Source organism: Streptomyces sp. NPDC003300 (genome assembly GCF_040610915.1).
Lineage (GTDB): Bacteria > Actinomycetota > Actinomycetes > Streptomycetales > Streptomycetaceae > Actinacidiphila.
Genome location: NZ_JBEXNE010000012.1, coordinates 21806 through 36426 on the forward strand (window position 1 = coordinate 21806; position 14621 = coordinate 36426).

The 14621-nt window shown below is 73.0% G+C and carries 11 protein-coding genes; 7 read left to right on the forward strand and 4 right to left on the reverse strand.

All coding sequences use genetic code 11. From position 1 onward, the window contains the following. The first annotated feature begins 12 nt into the window (after positions 1-12). The 6 genes from ABZX65_RS19050 to ABZX65_RS19075 all read left to right on the forward strand — a co-directional run bounded on the left by ABZX65_RS19050 (position 13) and on the right by ABZX65_RS19075 (position 9130). Positions 13-3387 carry an adenylate/guanylate cyclase domain-containing protein gene (locus tag ABZX65_RS19050; protein WP_355340811.1) on the forward strand — a complete coding sequence of 1125 codons (3375 nt, stop codon included), beginning with the start codon at positions 13-15 and terminating at the stop codon, positions 3385-3387. Between the two features lie 121 nt (positions 3388-3508). Next, positions 3509-4351: a S8 family serine peptidase gene (locus tag ABZX65_RS19055; protein WP_355340814.1), complete on the forward strand. Its 843-nt coding sequence runs from the start codon at positions 3509-3511 to the stop codon at positions 4349-4351. Between the two features lie 41 nt (positions 4352-4392). Continuing rightward, on the forward strand, positions 4393-4914 hold the full coding sequence (locus ABZX65_RS19060; protein ID WP_188285584.1) for a GAF domain-containing protein: 522 nt from the start codon (positions 4393-4395) through the stop codon (positions 4912-4914). A gap of 313 nt (positions 4915-5227) precedes the next feature. Then, positions 5228-6259, forward strand: coding sequence for a PP2C family protein-serine/threonine phosphatase (locus tag ABZX65_RS19065; RefSeq protein WP_355341317.1), 1032 nt, complete (start codon positions 5228-5230; stop codon positions 6257-6259). A 201-nt stretch (positions 6260-6460) separates the two neighbouring features. Beyond that, positions 6461-7525 (forward strand): helix-turn-helix transcriptional regulator, encoded by a 1065-nt coding sequence (locus tag ABZX65_RS19070; protein ID WP_355340817.1) that lies wholly within the window; start codon positions 6461-6463, stop codon positions 7523-7525. Positions 7526-8272: 747 nt separating this feature from the next. Then, entirely contained in the window at positions 8273-9130 is an 858-nt protein-coding gene (locus tag ABZX65_RS19075) for a helix-turn-helix domain-containing protein (RefSeq protein WP_355340820.1), read from the forward strand. Positions 9131-9337: 207 nt separating this feature from the next. On the opposite strand, the gene ABZX65_RS19080 is transcribed toward ABZX65_RS19075, so the two are convergent. From ABZX65_RS19080 to ABZX65_RS19095, 4 genes are all read right to left on the reverse strand, one after another. Continuing rightward, the gene (locus tag ABZX65_RS19080; protein ID WP_355340823.1) at positions 9338-9724 is read right to left on the reverse strand and encodes a hypothetical protein; all 387 of its coding nucleotides are present in this window, start codon (positions 9722-9724) and stop codon (positions 9338-9340) included. Between the two features lie 218 nt (positions 9725-9942). Next, positions 9943-10839: a polyphosphate kinase 2 gene (gene ppk2 / locus ABZX65_RS19085; RefSeq protein WP_355340826.1), complete on the reverse strand. Its 897-nt coding sequence runs from the start codon at positions 10837-10839 to the stop codon at positions 9943-9945. A 67-nt stretch (positions 10840-10906) separates the two neighbouring features. Further along, positions 10907-11137: a hypothetical protein gene (locus tag ABZX65_RS19090; RefSeq protein WP_355340829.1), complete on the reverse strand. Its 231-nt coding sequence runs from the start codon at positions 11135-11137 to the stop codon at positions 10907-10909. A gap of 53 nt (positions 11138-11190) precedes the next feature. Next, entirely contained in the window at positions 11191-12339 is a 1149-nt protein-coding gene (locus ABZX65_RS19095; protein WP_355340832.1) for an inorganic phosphate transporter, read from the reverse strand. A gap of 192 nt (positions 12340-12531) precedes the next feature. On the opposite strand from ABZX65_RS19095, the gene ABZX65_RS19100 reads away from it, so the two are divergent. Then, positions 12532-14592 (forward strand): protein kinase, encoded by a 2061-nt coding sequence (locus tag ABZX65_RS19100; protein ID WP_355340835.1) that lies wholly within the window; start codon positions 12532-12534, stop codon positions 14590-14592. The last annotated feature ends 29 nt before the right edge of the window (positions 14593-14621 follow it).

Consider the following 14621-nt stretch of genomic DNA (forward strand, 5'->3'; position numbering starts at 1 on the left):
CGGGGAGACGAGATGACCACGCGCTGCGCCTCGTGCGACGGCGACCTGCCGCAGGACGCGCGCTTCTGCCCGTCCTGCGGCACACCGGCCGACTCCCCCGCACCCGTGACGGCGGTCGAGGAGCGCAAGGTCGTCTCCGTCGTCTTCTGCGACCTCGTCGGCTCGACGGCGCTGTCCGGTGTGCTCGACCCGGAGACGCTGCGCACGGTGGTGCTGCGCTATTTCGACCTGATGCGCGAGTGCCTGGAGCAGTTCGGCGGCACGGTCGAGAAGTTCATCGGCGACGCGGTGATGGCCGTCTTCGGCGTGCCGGTGACGCACGAGGACGACGCGGCGCGGGCGCTGGCCGCGGGCCTGGCGATGCTCGACGCCATACAGCGGCTCAACGAAACGGAGTTGGAGCCGACGCTCGGCATTCGGATCGGTGTCCGGATCGGCATCAACACCGGCCCGGTGGTCACGGCCTCGGATGTGTCGTCCCGTCAGGCACTGGTGTCGGGCGAGACGGTGAACGTCGCGGCCCGGCTGGAGCAGAACGCCGGTGAGGGCGAGGTCCTGATCGGTCCCGAGAGCCGCAGGGCCGCGGGGGCGACAGCGGTCACCGAGCGCGTCGGCCCCTTGCGGTTGAAGGGCAAGGAGGACGCGGTCACCGCCTACCGGCTGCTGGACGTGGTCGAGGAGGAGCCGGAGCTGACCCGCCGCTTCGATGTGCCCTTCGTCGGCCGGGACCGTGAACTGGACGCTCTGTGGGCGACGTTCCGCGCCGTCGCGGACCGCGCCGGGCGCGGCCCGAATCTGGTGACGGTCCTCGGTGAGGCCGGGATGGGCAAGACCCGGCTGATCCACGAGTGGCGCAAACGGTCGGGCCGCGCCTTCCGCTACGGCTCGGGCCGCTGCCGCACGTACGGTGAACGCGGCAGCCTGGCGCCGCTGGCCGACGCCGTGAGCCAACTCCTGGACGCCTTCCCGGAGATCGCCCAGTCCCCGGCGCGCGCGGGAGAGCCCTCCCCCGAGCGCCAGGAGATCGACGCGGCGCTGGCCGTACTGTCGGCCGGGCTGCTGGAGGACGGCACACCGAATCCGTCGACCGACGACACCTGCGCGGCGCTGACCGGTCTGCTGGCCGCGCTCGCGCGCAGACGGCCGGTCGTGCTGGTGCTGGACGACCTCCAGTGGGCGAGCGACCCGCTGCTGACGATGGTCAGCGCGCTCAGCGCCGAACTCACCGCGTCCGCTGTGCTGTTCGTCTGCGCGGCCCGCCCCGACCTGCTCGACCGCGGCGCAGGCTGGGGCGAGGGCGGCCCGCGCTCGCTCTCCTTGACGCTGCCCGGTCTGACGGCGACGGAGGCCGAGGCGGTGGCCGAAGCGCTGACCGAGGTCGGGGCGCACTGGGACGGCGGGGCGCCGTCCCAAGAGGGGGGTACGGGCGTGCCGCCGCAGGTGCTGGAGTCCGCGGGCGGCAATCCGTTCTATCTGGAACAGCTCATCGCCGCTCTCGCGCAGCCCGAGTCCGGCTACCGCCCCGACGGCGGAGGCGATGTGCCGACAACCTTGCAGGCGCTGCTCGGCGCCCGGATCGGGGCGCTCGGCCGGGCGGAGCGCGCGGCGCTGGACATCGCGGCCGTGGTGGGCCGGGAGTTCAGCGCCGACGAGGTGGCCGAACTGGTGGGCGGGGACCGGGAAGGCGCGCCCGGCGGCGCGCTGCACGACGCGGACCCGCCCTCGGCGGAGACCGGGTCCGGCGACCCGGCGCTGGACGGCGCGGTCGGCGCGGCGCTCGGCATGCTCAGCAGTCACCGCCTGCTGCGGCCCGCGGACCGGCAGGGGCCTTCCCCGTACCGGCTGCGCTTCAGCAGCGGTCTCGTGCACGAGGTCACGTATCAGTCGATGGCCAAGCGGACGAGGGCGGAGCGGCACGAGCGGGCCGCGGCGGCGCTGTCCGCGCGGCTGGCGGGCGGCGGCACGGCGGCGGGGAGCGCGGGGGAAGGCGCCGCCCCGTACGGCGGCGTCCTGTTCGGCGGTGGCGCTCCCGGTACGCGCGGCGCCGAGGATGCCGCCGCCGTGGCGGGCCACTTGGAGCGCGCCTACCGCTACCGCGCCGAGTTGGGCACGCTCGGCCCGCAGACGGACGAACTGCGCCTGCGGGCCGCCGCGTTGCTGATCGAGGGCGGTTCCAGGGCGCTCGCGCGCTCGGATCTGGCGTGGGCGGGCGGGCTGCTGGAGCGGGCGGTGGAGCTGACCGTCGAGGGCGAGCCGGAGTGGGCCGCGGCGGCCCGGCGGTTCGGTGACGTGCTGCTGGCGACCGGGCGGACGGACGAGGGCCGGGCGCTGCTGCTGCGCGTGCTCGCCGCCGCGGACGCCACGCCGGGTGACGCGGTGCGGCCGGTGGAGGCCGCGCACGCCGACCTCGCCCTGGCCGCGGTGTCGGCGGCCCCCGACGGGAGCAGCGCGGGGAGCGTCGCCCAGCGGACGCTGCCGGTCTTCGAGAGCGCGGGCGACGACCTCGGGCAGGCACGGGCGTGCATCCGGCTGGCGCAGGAGCGGCAGTTGCACGGCAGGCACGGCGAGGCCGATGTCCTGCTCTCCCGCGCCCTGGACCACGCGCGCCGCTCGGGCGCCGAGCCCGAACGGGCCCTGGCGCTGGGCGCGATCGGCGTCTCGCTGTGGCGCGGGCCCGAGCCGGTCCCCTCGGCGGTCTCGCGCAGTCGCCGCCTGCTGGCGGAGCACGGCGACCGTCGCCCCACCGTACGGCTGACCCTCAACTGCCCGCTGGCCGTGCTGTTCGCGCTCCAGGAGCGCTGGGACGACGCGCACGCCTGTCTCGCCGGGGCGGAGCGGCTGGCCGGTGAACTCGGTTACGCCGAGGGCCGGGTGGTGCTGCCGCTGTTCGCCGCGGCGGTGGCGACGCTGGCGGGCGACGGGAGCCGGGCGCTCGGTCTGCTGGACGAAGCGGACGGCGCAGCACGGGAGTTGCAGGCCGAGGCCCTGCGGGACGCGGTGGCCAGGGACGCGGCGCGACTGCTGGTGGACGCGGGCCGTCACGACGAGGCCGCGGCCAGGCTGGCCACCGCGCCGGACCCCGGACACACGGCACTCGCCGCCTCGGACGCCGCCGACCTCGACGGGCTGCTGGCCAGGATCGCCGCGGCGCGCGGCGCGGCCGAGGAGGCCGCACCGCTGGCGGAGCGGGCGGTGCGGACCGCGTCCGGCACCGACTCGCCCGTCGTCCTGGCGGTGGCCTGGCTCGACCGGGCCGACGTCCTGCGCCTGGCGGGCCGTACCGAGGAGTCCGCGAGCGCCGCCGCGCAGGCCGCCCGGCACTTCGGCGCCAAGGGCCATGTGCCGGGGGCGCGCCGCGCCGTGCGATGGCGGGAGGGTCCGCCGTGAGGCGCCAGGACCAGGGGCACCGGAGCCGCGGGCGCCGACCGGCGCCCGTCCGCTCCCGCTCCGGCCTCTCGGGCCACCACCGCATCGGAAGGCGACAACGCCAGAACGCGAAAGGCTGCTGATGAAAACCGCCGAACACGGCGCCGGCCCCGGACTCACCTGGACGCTGCGCGGCAAGCGCCCCGAGGACGTGCTGATCACCGCCGACGGCGAGCTGCCCGCGCTCGACCGGAGCTGGGACGACGCGCGCGGCGCCGGGGTGCGGGTGTGCGTGGTGGACTCGGGTGTCGAGGACGGCCATCCGCTGATCGGCCCGGTCGACGGCGCGTGGACGGTGCGCAAGGACGAGACGGGCACCAGCGTGGTCGAGACGACGGCGACCGACACCTGCGGGCACGGCACGGCCTGCGCGGGCATCATCCGCAGGACCGCGCCGGATTGCGAGCTGTACAGCGTGCAGGTGCTCGGCAAGGGGTTCGGCGGGACCGGCGACGTCCTGCTCGCGGGACTGCGCTGGGCGATCCGGCAGGGCTTCGACGTGATCAATCTCAGCCTGTCCACGACGAGGCCGCAGTTCGCCGAGGAGTTGCGGGTCCTCGCCGACGAGGCGTACTTCCGGGGGACGGCGATCGTCGCCTCCGCGCACAACACTCCGGTGGAGAGCTACCCGTGGCGCTTCGCCTCGGTGATCTCGGTGGGCAGCCACCAGGAGGACGATCCCGATCTGCACCTGTACAACCCGAGCCCGCCGGTCGAATTCTTCGCGCCGGGCCAGAACGTCCAGGTGGCCTGGCTCGGCGGGGCGACGATCAGGACGACGGGCAACAGCTTCGCCACGCCGTACATCGCCGGGCTCTGCGCCCGCATTCTGTCCCGGCACCGCCGGATGACGACCTTCCAGCTCAAGAACGCGCTCTACCTTTCCGCGGCCAACGTCCAACTGGGCATCAGGGGTGCTTCGTGACACAGAGCAACACAGCGACGGATCCGCTGTCGCAGGAGTTGATGCAGTCGGTGGTCGACACGGCACGGGCCATCTTCGGCGCCCAGGCCAGTTCGGTGTTCCTGCTGGACGAGTCGAGCCACGAGCTGGTCTTCCAGGCCGTCTCGGGCCAGGGCGAGAGCTTCCTGGTGGGACGGCGTTTCCCGGCCGAGAGCGGGATCGCGGGATGGGTGGTCTCCTCGGGTGAGCCGATGGTGGTGGACGACCTGTCGCACAGCGCGTCCTTCGACCGGGACTTCGCGGAGTCCACGGAGTACGTGCCCGATTCGCTGATGGCCGCGCCGCTGACGCACGGTGACCGGGTGCTGGGGGTGCTGGAAGTCCTCGATCCCGTGCCGCAGTCCAGGTCGAGCCTGGACGAACTGGATCTGCTGGCGCTCTTCGCCCGGCACGCGGCGGCGGCGCTGCGGGTGGTCGTGGACCGCGCACGGCCCGCCGACAGCGGCTCGCTCGGCGGTGACGGGCGCGCGGCGGCGCTGCGGATGGCCGAGGATCTGCGGCGGCTGCTGGAGACCTCCGCCTGAGCCGGGGAGCCCTCCGCTCAGCCTGTGGGCGCCGCCCCGGACCCGCACCGACCTGCGACGCGCCGGAAGGGAGGGACGGGAGATCTCAGGGTGTTCACAGGTGCGAGTTGCCCCCTGAACAGGTGACAATGAGTAGGGTGTGTTCCTCCGGCCCCGGATCATCTGCCTAGCCTGAGCCGGGGAGAGGGAGGTGGCCGTGACACGACGAATATCCTTCGGCCGCCGCCTCCCGACGCCCCACCCCGACCTCTCGCCGCAGGTGTCAGTCGCCGGGCGGACACCGCCGGTGCTCACCGCACTGCCGTACGTGTTCATGGCCGTGGTCGCCGTGGTGGACGTGAGCGTCGGGACCAGTGTCGGCCTGCTGCCGCTGGTCTCGCTCGGCCCCGCCTTCTCCGGTCTGGTCGGCGGCTGGCGGCGGACCGCCCTGGTCGGGGCCCTGGCCGTCGCGCTCGTGTGCGCCCTGGGCGTCTACGACGGCCTGTTCGAGGAGCGGCGCGGTTTCAGCGCCCTCGCCTCGGTGATCGGCGTGACGGTCGCCGGAGTGATCGCCGCCGTGATGCGCCAGCGCCGCGAGACCGAATTCGCCAACGTACGGTCGATCGCGGAGGTCGCCCAGCGGGTCCTGCTGCGCCCCGTACCGCGCAGCGCGGGCCATCTGCGCACGGCCGTGTCGTACACCTCCGCCGTCGCCGAGGCGCGCATAGGCGGCGATCTGTACGAGGTCGTCGCGTCGCCGGTCGGCGTGCGGGTGATCATCGGCGATGTGCAGGGCAAGGGCCTCGAAGCGGTGGAGACCGCCGCCGTGGTGCTCGGCGCCTTCCGTGAGGCCGCGCACGACGAACGGGATCTGACGGGCGTCGGCGAGCGGGTGCAGCGGGCCGCCGACCGGGCGCTGAGCGGCGAGAAATTCGTCACCGCGATCATCGCCGAGATCAGCGAGGAGCGCGGCGCGACCCTCCTCAACTTCGGCCATCCCGCGCCGATGGTGCTGCGCCAGGACGGCGGCGCGTGCTTCCCCGAGCCGCCGCAGTACGCGATGCCGCTGGGGCTCGGCGTGCACGGCGGTGACGCTCCCGAGCCGTTCGCCGTCCCCTTCGGACCCGGCGACCAGATGCTGCTCTACACCGACGGTGTCACCGAGGCCCGCGACCACACCGGCGCCTTCTATCCGCTGGGGCAGCGCGCGCACTTCCTCAAGGACCCGGATCCGGAAGCGGCGTTGGAGGCGCTGCGGACCGATCTGGTGCAGCACACGGAGGGGCCGCTGCACGACGACGCGGCGATGCTGCTGTTGCGCTTCCGCGACCCCGGACCGGCGTTCGCCGCCTTCGACGGCGCCTGAAGGCCCGGACGGCACCGGCGCGGGTAAAGGGTTCGCAATGTGCGGATGCCTCGCCGTGCGGTCCGTGACGGGTTGTCCGCAATGAGCGACCGGCCCCACCCGAACACCCCTGCGAACGCCGGTGTCGCGTCATAGAGTGTCGAGCCGTACACGCGGGCGGAGGCACGCACCGTTTGCCGATCGCGGTTGGAGGAGATCCCGGTGACGCTGCGCGCGTCCAGAGGCGGACCGGTCCCGCCGGACCACCCGGCCGTGTCCGCGGCGCACCTCCAGCGCGACGAGGCGGCGGCGCTCACGCTCTACCGGACCCTGCGCGACATGGGCGAGGGACGGATCGCGGAGGTCGCGGAGGCGGCCGGTCTGGACGCCGCGGAATCCGCGGGCGGCTGGCGGCGGCTGGACGAGCTGGGCCTGATCCGGATCGTGGGCGCGGTCGTCGAACCGGTCGATCCGGACGCGGCCATGGCGCACGCGATGGACACCTACAACGAGAACACCGCCAGGCAACTGCGGGACGCGCACTCGTTGCGCCGGGTCACCGAGTCCCTGATGACCGTCTTCCGCCCGGCCGTCGCCCGTGACTCGGCCGATGTCGCGGTGGAACGGCTCGGCGACCGCAAGCGCAGGACGCGTACGGTGCGGGACCTCAACGCCGCCGTCCTGGACGCCTGCGACTCGATGCACCCCGGTCCGATGCCCCCGGCCGAGGCGCTGGAGGCGTCGCTCGACGAGGACGCGAAGCTGACCTCGCGCGGTATCCGGGTCCGGGTGATCTACCCCGAGTCGCTGCTGCGCTCCCCCAAGTACACGTGGTATCTGCACCGGTTGCTCGACATCGGCGTCGAGGTGCGGCTCCTGGAGCACTCCCCCTTCGACATCCTGCTCTTCGACCGGCACACCGCGTGCGTGCCCGGCGACCCCGAACGGCCGGGCGAGTCCATGCTGTTGATCCGCGGCTCCGCCCTCCTGAAGGGCTACACCGCGCTGTACGAGGACTACTGGCTGCGCGCCTCCCCCGTCGTCCTCGCCGCGCCGCCCGCGCCCGCCGAGGGCCCGGAGGTCAACGACCAGGAGCGCACGGTCATCCGGCTGATGGCGAGCGGGCTGAGCGACGACCAGATCGCCCGGAAGATGGGCGTGCACCGCCGCACGGTCCAGCGCGCGGTCGCCAAACTGATGGACCGCCTCAATGCCTCAAGCCGCTTCGAGGCGGGTCTCAAACTCGCCCGCGACCCGGCCCTGATGAAGGTCTACCCGCTGAACTGACCGGCTGGGGTGACCCGTTGAAGGCCGTGACGTACCAGCGGGGGCGCCACCAGGCCCAGGTGGTGCCCCCGCCGACTGCCTTCGGCGGCCTCCACACCAGGTGGAGTGCCGCCTCCGGCAGCCCCGGCCCGCGGACATTCGGGGGATCCACGGGCCGGAAGTCGTGTCGCCGCGGCGGTCCGGCCGTCGCCCGCGGCGGGTGGTGCGCACGCGGGACCTCCGCGTGATGGTGATCGGCCTGCCGACAACTCCCTCGCTACGCCTGAACGTTCACGAGCCCTCCCGGAGCCGACGGCATGCCGTTCCCCCCGAGGCCGCGCACCGGCCGAAGTCACATTCGGCGCCGTACCCGACCACACCTCGATCTTTACCCACCCGACAACCGCTGGCTACGAACCCCCGAGTACGTAATGCCCGGTGAACGGCTTCGCGCAGGCCACCTGAGGTGTCCAAAAGGAGACAGCGACCCAACTGGACAATGGTGGCGGCGGCGTAGCGAGCGCGCTTGCCGACTGCCACTGGTCGGTACGTCGTCGCAGGTCAACGACGTTGCCACGGACGGCGACCGACCACTGACGCAGGGCGGGATTCGACCGCTGAGGACGGGTTTGCGCAGGTGGTGGGGGTCGGCCAAGTCGGTTGACACCCCATGCGTCCAGCGAACACGATCGACTGGTAAGCGCATTCTGCGGCTGGGCACGCCACTGGTCAGTCCGGGCGCGGGCCGAGCATCCGGGGGGAACGGTCATGACGCGCGGCTCGAACAGCACCACCCCGCTCATCCGCGGGTTTCTGCGGCAGGCCCGCAAGGATTACGCGGGGCCGCCGGAGCCGGGCAGCGGGCACACGGGACACCGCCCCGCCGGGCTGAGCCAGCAGGCGGTGGCGCACCGGATGGACATCTCGCCGCGGCTGTACCAGGACTGGGAGGGCGGCGGCCGGCCGGTGCCGGTCCACCGGCTGGACAGCCTCGCGAGCACCCTCGGCCTCGACCCGTACCAGCGCGACGAGTTGTGGTTCATCGTGACCGGCGGCTTCGCGCCGACCGGCCCGGCGCAGCCGGACCTGGAGGCGATGAGCGGCTGGCGGCTGTACCTGCGCGCGCTCCAGGTGCCCGCGCTCGTTCTCGACAGCACGTGGCGGATCCACGAGGACAACGCGGCCTGGCGCGGCCTGTTCGAGCCCGAGGGCCAGCGGCCGCCGGCGAATCTGCTGCGCTTCATCCTCTTCTCGCCCTACGCGCGACGCCTGTGCGGGGACTGGCAGGCGAGTTGGGCGGTGCCGTACCTGCGGCAGCTCAGGCTGGAGGCGGGGATCAGCGAAGAGCCGGAGCTGCGGCGTATCGTCGCGGAGCTGCAACTCGACCCGGAGCTGGGCGTGTTGTGGCAGACGGTCGGCCGGGGCGGACGGATGGCGCTGCACAACGACGGTCAGGTCCGGCTGCTGATCCCGCCGGGCGGCCGTGCCCCGTACCGCGTACGCACCCTGGTCTCCTCCCCCGCCCACAACCCCCGTGTGCGGATGGTGACCTTGCTGCCGACACCCGTCGAGGCGACCGTGATCGCCCACGAACCGCTGGTGTCGCTGCCGCCGACCGCCGCGTGACATCGGTGAGGAGAGCGGCGCGTGCGACGGGAACGGCGGGATCGGTGGCATCGGCGGGAGCACGGCCGCGGGCCCGGAGCGCATCTTCCGTACCCGCGGCCGAACGCCTCGCGACGCCTTACGGCTGTCGCGGTCCTCGCGGCTGACGCGGTGCTCGCGCTGTTGACGCCGTGAGCGCCGTGAGCGGCTTGCGCGCTGTTCGCCGCGTCAGCGGATCGTGACCTTGACGACGTTGGAGATCCCGCCACCGCCGACGATGCGCAGGTTGTTGAGGCCCTTGATGCCCAGCTTGACCCGCAGGTTGTACGTGGCGTCGTGGTTGGTGTTCATCGACGCGGGCAGCGAGACCCAGCGCTTGCCCTGCATCTGCTGGAGCGTCACCCGCGTGCCGACCTTGATGTTCTTGGTCGCGCCGTAGATCCGGAACTGCTGCCATGCGTTGATCGCGCTGACCGTCGCCTTGGCGGTGATGGCGGGTCGGGCGACGGCGGGCGCCATGGCGACGCTGTCCGCCGCGACGGCCTGGGCCACGGGGGCGGTCAACAGCGTGAGGGCGGTGAGACCGGTGGCACAGGCTCGCGAGAAGCGAAGCATGAAGGCTCCTACGGGGTGAACTCTGACATTTCGTCACATCGTAGGAGCCTGTCGCCACTTCACCGGAGAGTGACGCGCCGGGGCGGGCACGGGATTCCGGTCAGGAACCGCCGGGCTCCGGAACCTCGTCCGCAGCCGTGCCTGTGCCAGTGCCAGTACGTGCGTCCGTGCCCGCCCCCGGACCCGCGCCCGCATCCAGACGGTCTCCTCACCGCGCTTCAGAGCGTGTCCTCACCGCGCTCCAGCAGCGTGGCCGCGGAGCCGACGATGCGCGGGTCGGGCGTACCGACCACCTCGTCGTCCCTGTCCGCGTAGTCGAAGCGGGCGAGGACGCTGCGCATGGCTTCGACGCGCGCCCGCTTCTTGTCGTTGCTCTTGACCACCGTCCATGGCGCGTAGGCGGTGTCCGTCTCACGGAACATCGCCACCTTGGCGGCGGTGTAGTCGTCCCAGCGGTCGAGCGAGGCGAGGTCCATCGGGCTGAGCTTCCACTGCCGCACCGGGTCGACCTGCCGGATGGTGAACCGGGTGCGCTGCTCGTCGCGCGAGACCGAGAACCAGAACTTCACCAGGTGGATGCCGTCGTCCACCAGCATCCGTTCGAAGGCCGGGGCCTGCCGCATGAAGCGGTGGTACTCGTCGTCCGAGCAGAAGCCCATGACCCGCTCGACGCCCGCCCGGTTGTACCAGGAGCGGTCGAACATCACGATCTCGCCCGCGGTCGGCAGGTGGGCGACGTACCGCTGGAAGTACCACTGCCCGCTCTCGCGCTCGGTCGGCTTCTCCAGGGCTATCACCCGTGCGCCGCGCGGGTTCAGGTGCTCGATGAACCGTTTGATGGTGCCGCCCTTGCCCGCGGCGTCCCGGCCCTCGAAGACGATGACCAGCCGCTGGCCGGTCTCCTTCACCCAGCTCTGGAGTTTCAGCAGTTCGATCTGCTGGAGCCGCTTGTGCAGTTCGTACTCGGGCCGCTCCATCCGCGTGTCGTACGGGTAGTTCTCCCGCCAGGTGTCGACGACGCTGCCGTCCGCCCTGACCAGGACCGGGTCGTCCTGGTCGGTGTAGTCGACATGCATGCCCGCAAGGAGTGCGGAGCCGTCGGTGCCTGCGCTCATCGCTCGCCCGCCCTTCGCCGGTGGAACCGTCAGTGGACCCGGTGGTCCTCAGCCACCGCGGGTGGCCTCAGTGGAACTGCGGAATGATCAGATACAGCCCGTAGAGCACCGCGCACGCGCACGCCAGGAAACACGCCCCGGCGCCCGCGAACTGTCCCGTGCCGCTGCCGCCCGACGCCCGTACGGTGTCGCGGGCGGAGAGCGCGAGCACCCCGACCGCGAAGACCACGACCACGCCGACGGTGACGCCGAAGCTCACCGCGGCCACCTCGCCCAGCGCGTTCCAGTCCACACTCATACTGCTGTTCCCCTTTTCCCCGATGATGCCGGTGATTCCGGTGGCGTCGCCGCTCAGACGCCCGCGCCGGCGGGCGCGGCGGGACGGACGGAGGTGGTGTGGCCGTGGTTCACATTGTCGGCGTGGACCGGGTTGCGGCGCGAGAGGACGACGATGCCGCCCGCCACCGCGACGGCGATCAGCGCGATCACCACGACGCCCGGCGTACCGCCGTGCACGACGACGCTCGCGGCCACCGCGCCGACCGCCGCGGCCGAGGGCAGCGTCACCAGCCAGGCGAGCGCCATCCGGCCCGCGGTGCCCCAGCGGACCTCGGCGAGCTTGCGTCCCATGCCCGCGCCGAGGATGCCGCCGGAGCAGACCTGCGTGGTGGACAGGGCGAAGCCCAGATTCGCGGAGGACAGGATGACCGCGGTGGACGCCGACTCCGCGGCGAAGCCCTGCGGCGACTCGATGTCGACCAGGCCCTTGCCCATGGTGCGGATGATCCGCCAGCCGCCCAGGTACGTGCCGAGCGCGATGGCCAGGCCGGCGGCGAGGATCACCCAGACCGGCGGACCGGCGTCGTGGCCGAGCGCTCCGCAGGAGATCAGCGCGAGGGTGATGACGCCCATCGTCTTCTGCGCGTCGTTGGTGCCGTGCGCCAGCGAGACCAGCGAGGCGGAGGCGATCTGGCCGATCCTGAAGCCCTTGGAGACGGTGTCCTTACGGGCCCGGCCGGTGAGCCGGTAGGCGAGGTACGTCGCGGCGAGCGCCGCGAGCCCGGCCACGACAGGCGAGGCCACGGCGGGGATGAGGATCTTCTCGACGACCTTGCCGAAGTGGACGCCGTGCCGGCCCGCACCGACCCACACGGCGCCGATCAGGCCGCCGAAGAGCGCGTGCGAGGAACTGGACGGCAGTCCGAGCAGCCAGGTCATGAGATTCCACAGGACGGCGCCCACCAGGCCCGCAAAGATCATGCCGGGGGTCACCAGCGCGTCGTCGACGATGCCGCCGGAGATCGTCTTCGCGACTTCCGTCGACAGGAAGGCGCCCGCCAGGTTCAGCGCGCCGCTGAGCAGGACGGCGACCTTCGGCCGCAGCGCTCCCGTGGCGATGGACGTGGCCATCGCGTTGGCGGTGTCGTGGAAACCGTTGGTGAAGTCGAAGGCCAGGGCCGTGACGATGACCAGTGCCACAAGGAATGTGATGTGGTCCATGTGCCCAGGGAAGCAGCCCCCGGCGTACGCACGGGGAAGGGCGGGTGAAGGACCGGAGTGAAGGAGTGGGCGGACCCGCGCCGGGCGGTGCTTGACTGGTCCCGTGCGGGGCGGTAGGGAGATCCCGTCACCGCGCGGACGGTGCGAATGGGGGGAACCATGAAGCCGCTCGAAGCGGGTGATCCCACTTCCGTGGGCGAAGGCAGATACCGGCTGGCCGGCCGGCTCGGCCAAGGCGGAATGGGTGTGGTGTACTTCGGCCGGTCGCGGTCCGGCCGGGCGGTGGCGGTCAAGGTCGTACGCCCCGAGTTGAGCACCGAGCCGGGATTCCGGCGCCGCTTCGCCGACGAGGTGGCGGCGGCGCGCCGGGTCGGCGGCTTCCACACCGCGCCCGTGGTGGACGCCGATCCGCACGGCGAACCGGCCTGGCTGGTCACGGCGTTCGTGCCGGGGCCCACGCTGGCGGACGTGCTCGCCGATGTCGGCGCGCTGCCGACGGACACCCTCACGGTGCTGGCGGCCGGGCTGGCGGAGGCGCTGGAGGCGATCCACCGGGCGGGGGTGATCCACCGCGACTTCAAGCCCGCGAACATCATCGTGGCCGAGGACGGCCCGCGCGTCATCGACTTCGGCATCGCCCGCGCCCTCGACGGCACGGCGCTGACCCAGACCGGGCTCCAGATCGGCACCCCCGGCTTTCTCGCGCCCGAGCAGCTGACCGGCGGTCAGGTCACCGCGGCGGTCGACATGTTCGCGCTGGGCGTGGTGCTCAGCCAGGCGGCGGGAGGCGCGCCCTTCGGTGATGGCCCGTCAGCGGCCCGGCACTACCGGGTCGTTCACGAGTCGCCGGACCTCAGGGCGGTACCTGACGAACTGCGCGCGCTGGTGGCCGCGTGTCTGTCGAAGGAAGCCGCCGCGCGGCCCACCCCTTCGGAGTTCCTGAGCAGGCTGACGGTACGTCACCCGGAGGACGGCGACTGGCTGCCCGCCGAGGCGACGGCGCTGCTGACGCAGGTGGAGCCGCAGGCCGTACCGCCCGCGGTCTCGACGCCCCCGCCCCCGCCCCACGCCACCGGGCCCGCCGCCGCGTCCGCGCCGACCGCCTCCTACGCGGGGCCCCCGGCGGGGAGTTCGCCGTCGCCGCTCGCGTCCCCGTACGGTCCGGGGCAGGGGTACGGCGGCCCGCCGACGCCCGCGCCCACCCCGACGCCCGGTTTCGGTCCGCCGTCGGGGCCGCCGCGCGACCGGCGCAAGGGGACCGCGGCCGTGGGTCTTGTCGTGGTGGCCGCCGCCGTCGCGGGGGCGCTGGTCTGGCATCCGTGGACGTCCGGCTCCGCGAAGGACGACAACGCGGGCGCTCCCTCGGGCGGGCACACCACGACCGCCTCGTCGGCGCCGCCGACCCCGGCGCCGTTCCCCGATGTGCCGCTGCTGGTCCGGGTGGACACCGCCCCCGGCTGGCCCGCCACCTGCCACTCCTACATCGCGCTGCGCGACAGCACGACCGACCGCCTCAAGCGGCTCGCGTCAGGCAGCCCGTGCGACTTCCTCCCCAAGTGGTCGCCCGACCGCAAGACCGTCGCCTTCACCCGCAGGACCGCCCAGGACACCTCGGTGTGGACGGTCGGCGCCGACGGCACCGGCGCCAAGCGAATCGCCGAGACCTCGGGCGGCCGGGTCTCCTGGTCTCCCGACGGCGGCAAACTGGCCGTGCTGCGCAAGACCGGCGGCGTCCAGCAGCTCTACGTCGTGGACGTCGCGGACGGCTCCGCCCAGCAGATGACCACCGGCAGCACCCGTATCGAGGACCCTTCCTGGTCACCGGACGGCACCCGTATCGCGATCTGCGTCGAGAAGGGGACGGGCAACTGGCAGATCAACATGGTCGATCCGACGACGCCGGGCGCCGCCCCGCAGCGGATCACCGACTTGCCCCGGCCCGCCCTCGACCCGGTCTGGTCCCCCGACGGCAAGGTCTTCGCCTACACCTCGGGCGACTACGGCAAGGGCACGCAGGGCGACATCCGCCTCGTCGGCACCGACGGCACCGGCGACCGGCCGCTGGCCGCCACCCCGGCCCACGAGATGGACCCCGACTGGTCTCCCGACGGCGCGTGGGTGGCCTTCGTCCGCGGCCCGCTCGCCACTCCCGAGATCTGGGCGGTCCGCGCCGACGGCACCGGCGAACGGCGGCTCAGCACCGACGCGGCCACGGAAGGGCACCCCGCCTGGGCGGTCAAGGGCGGCGGCTGAGCCCGGGGTCGGGCGACCGGTCCGACCGA

Coding starts and splice junctions, on each gene's coding strand:
- ABZX65_RS19050 (WP_355340811.1), top strand. CDS start 13: ATGACCACGCGCTGCGCCTCGTGCGACGGCGACCTGCCGCAGGACGCG.
- ABZX65_RS19055 (WP_355340814.1), top strand. CDS start 3,509: ATGAAAACCGCCGAACACGGCGCCGGCCCCGGACTCACCTGGACGCTG.
- ABZX65_RS19060 (WP_188285584.1), top strand. CDS start 4,393: ATGCAGTCGGTGGTCGACACGGCACGGGCCATCTTCGGCGCCCAGGCC.
- ABZX65_RS19065 (WP_355341317.1), top strand. CDS start 5,228: ATGGCCGTGGTCGCCGTGGTGGACGTGAGCGTCGGGACCAGTGTCGGC.
- ABZX65_RS19075 (WP_355340820.1), top strand. CDS start 8,273: ATGACGCGCGGCTCGAACAGCACCACCCCGCTCATCCGCGGGTTTCTG.
- ABZX65_RS19080 (WP_355340823.1), bottom strand. CDS start 9,724: ATGCTTCGCTTCTCGCGAGCCTGTGCCACCGGTCTCACCGCCCTCACG.
- ppk2 (WP_355340826.1), bottom strand. CDS start 10,839: ATGAGCGCAGGCACCGACGGCTCCGCACTCCTTGCGGGCATGCATGTC.
- ABZX65_RS19090 (WP_355340829.1), bottom strand. CDS start 11,137: ATGAGTGTGGACTGGAACGCGCTGGGCGAGGTGGCCGCGGTGAGCTTC.
- ABZX65_RS19095 (WP_355340832.1), bottom strand. CDS start 12,339: ATGGACCACATCACATTCCTTGTGGCACTGGTCATCGTCACGGCCCTG.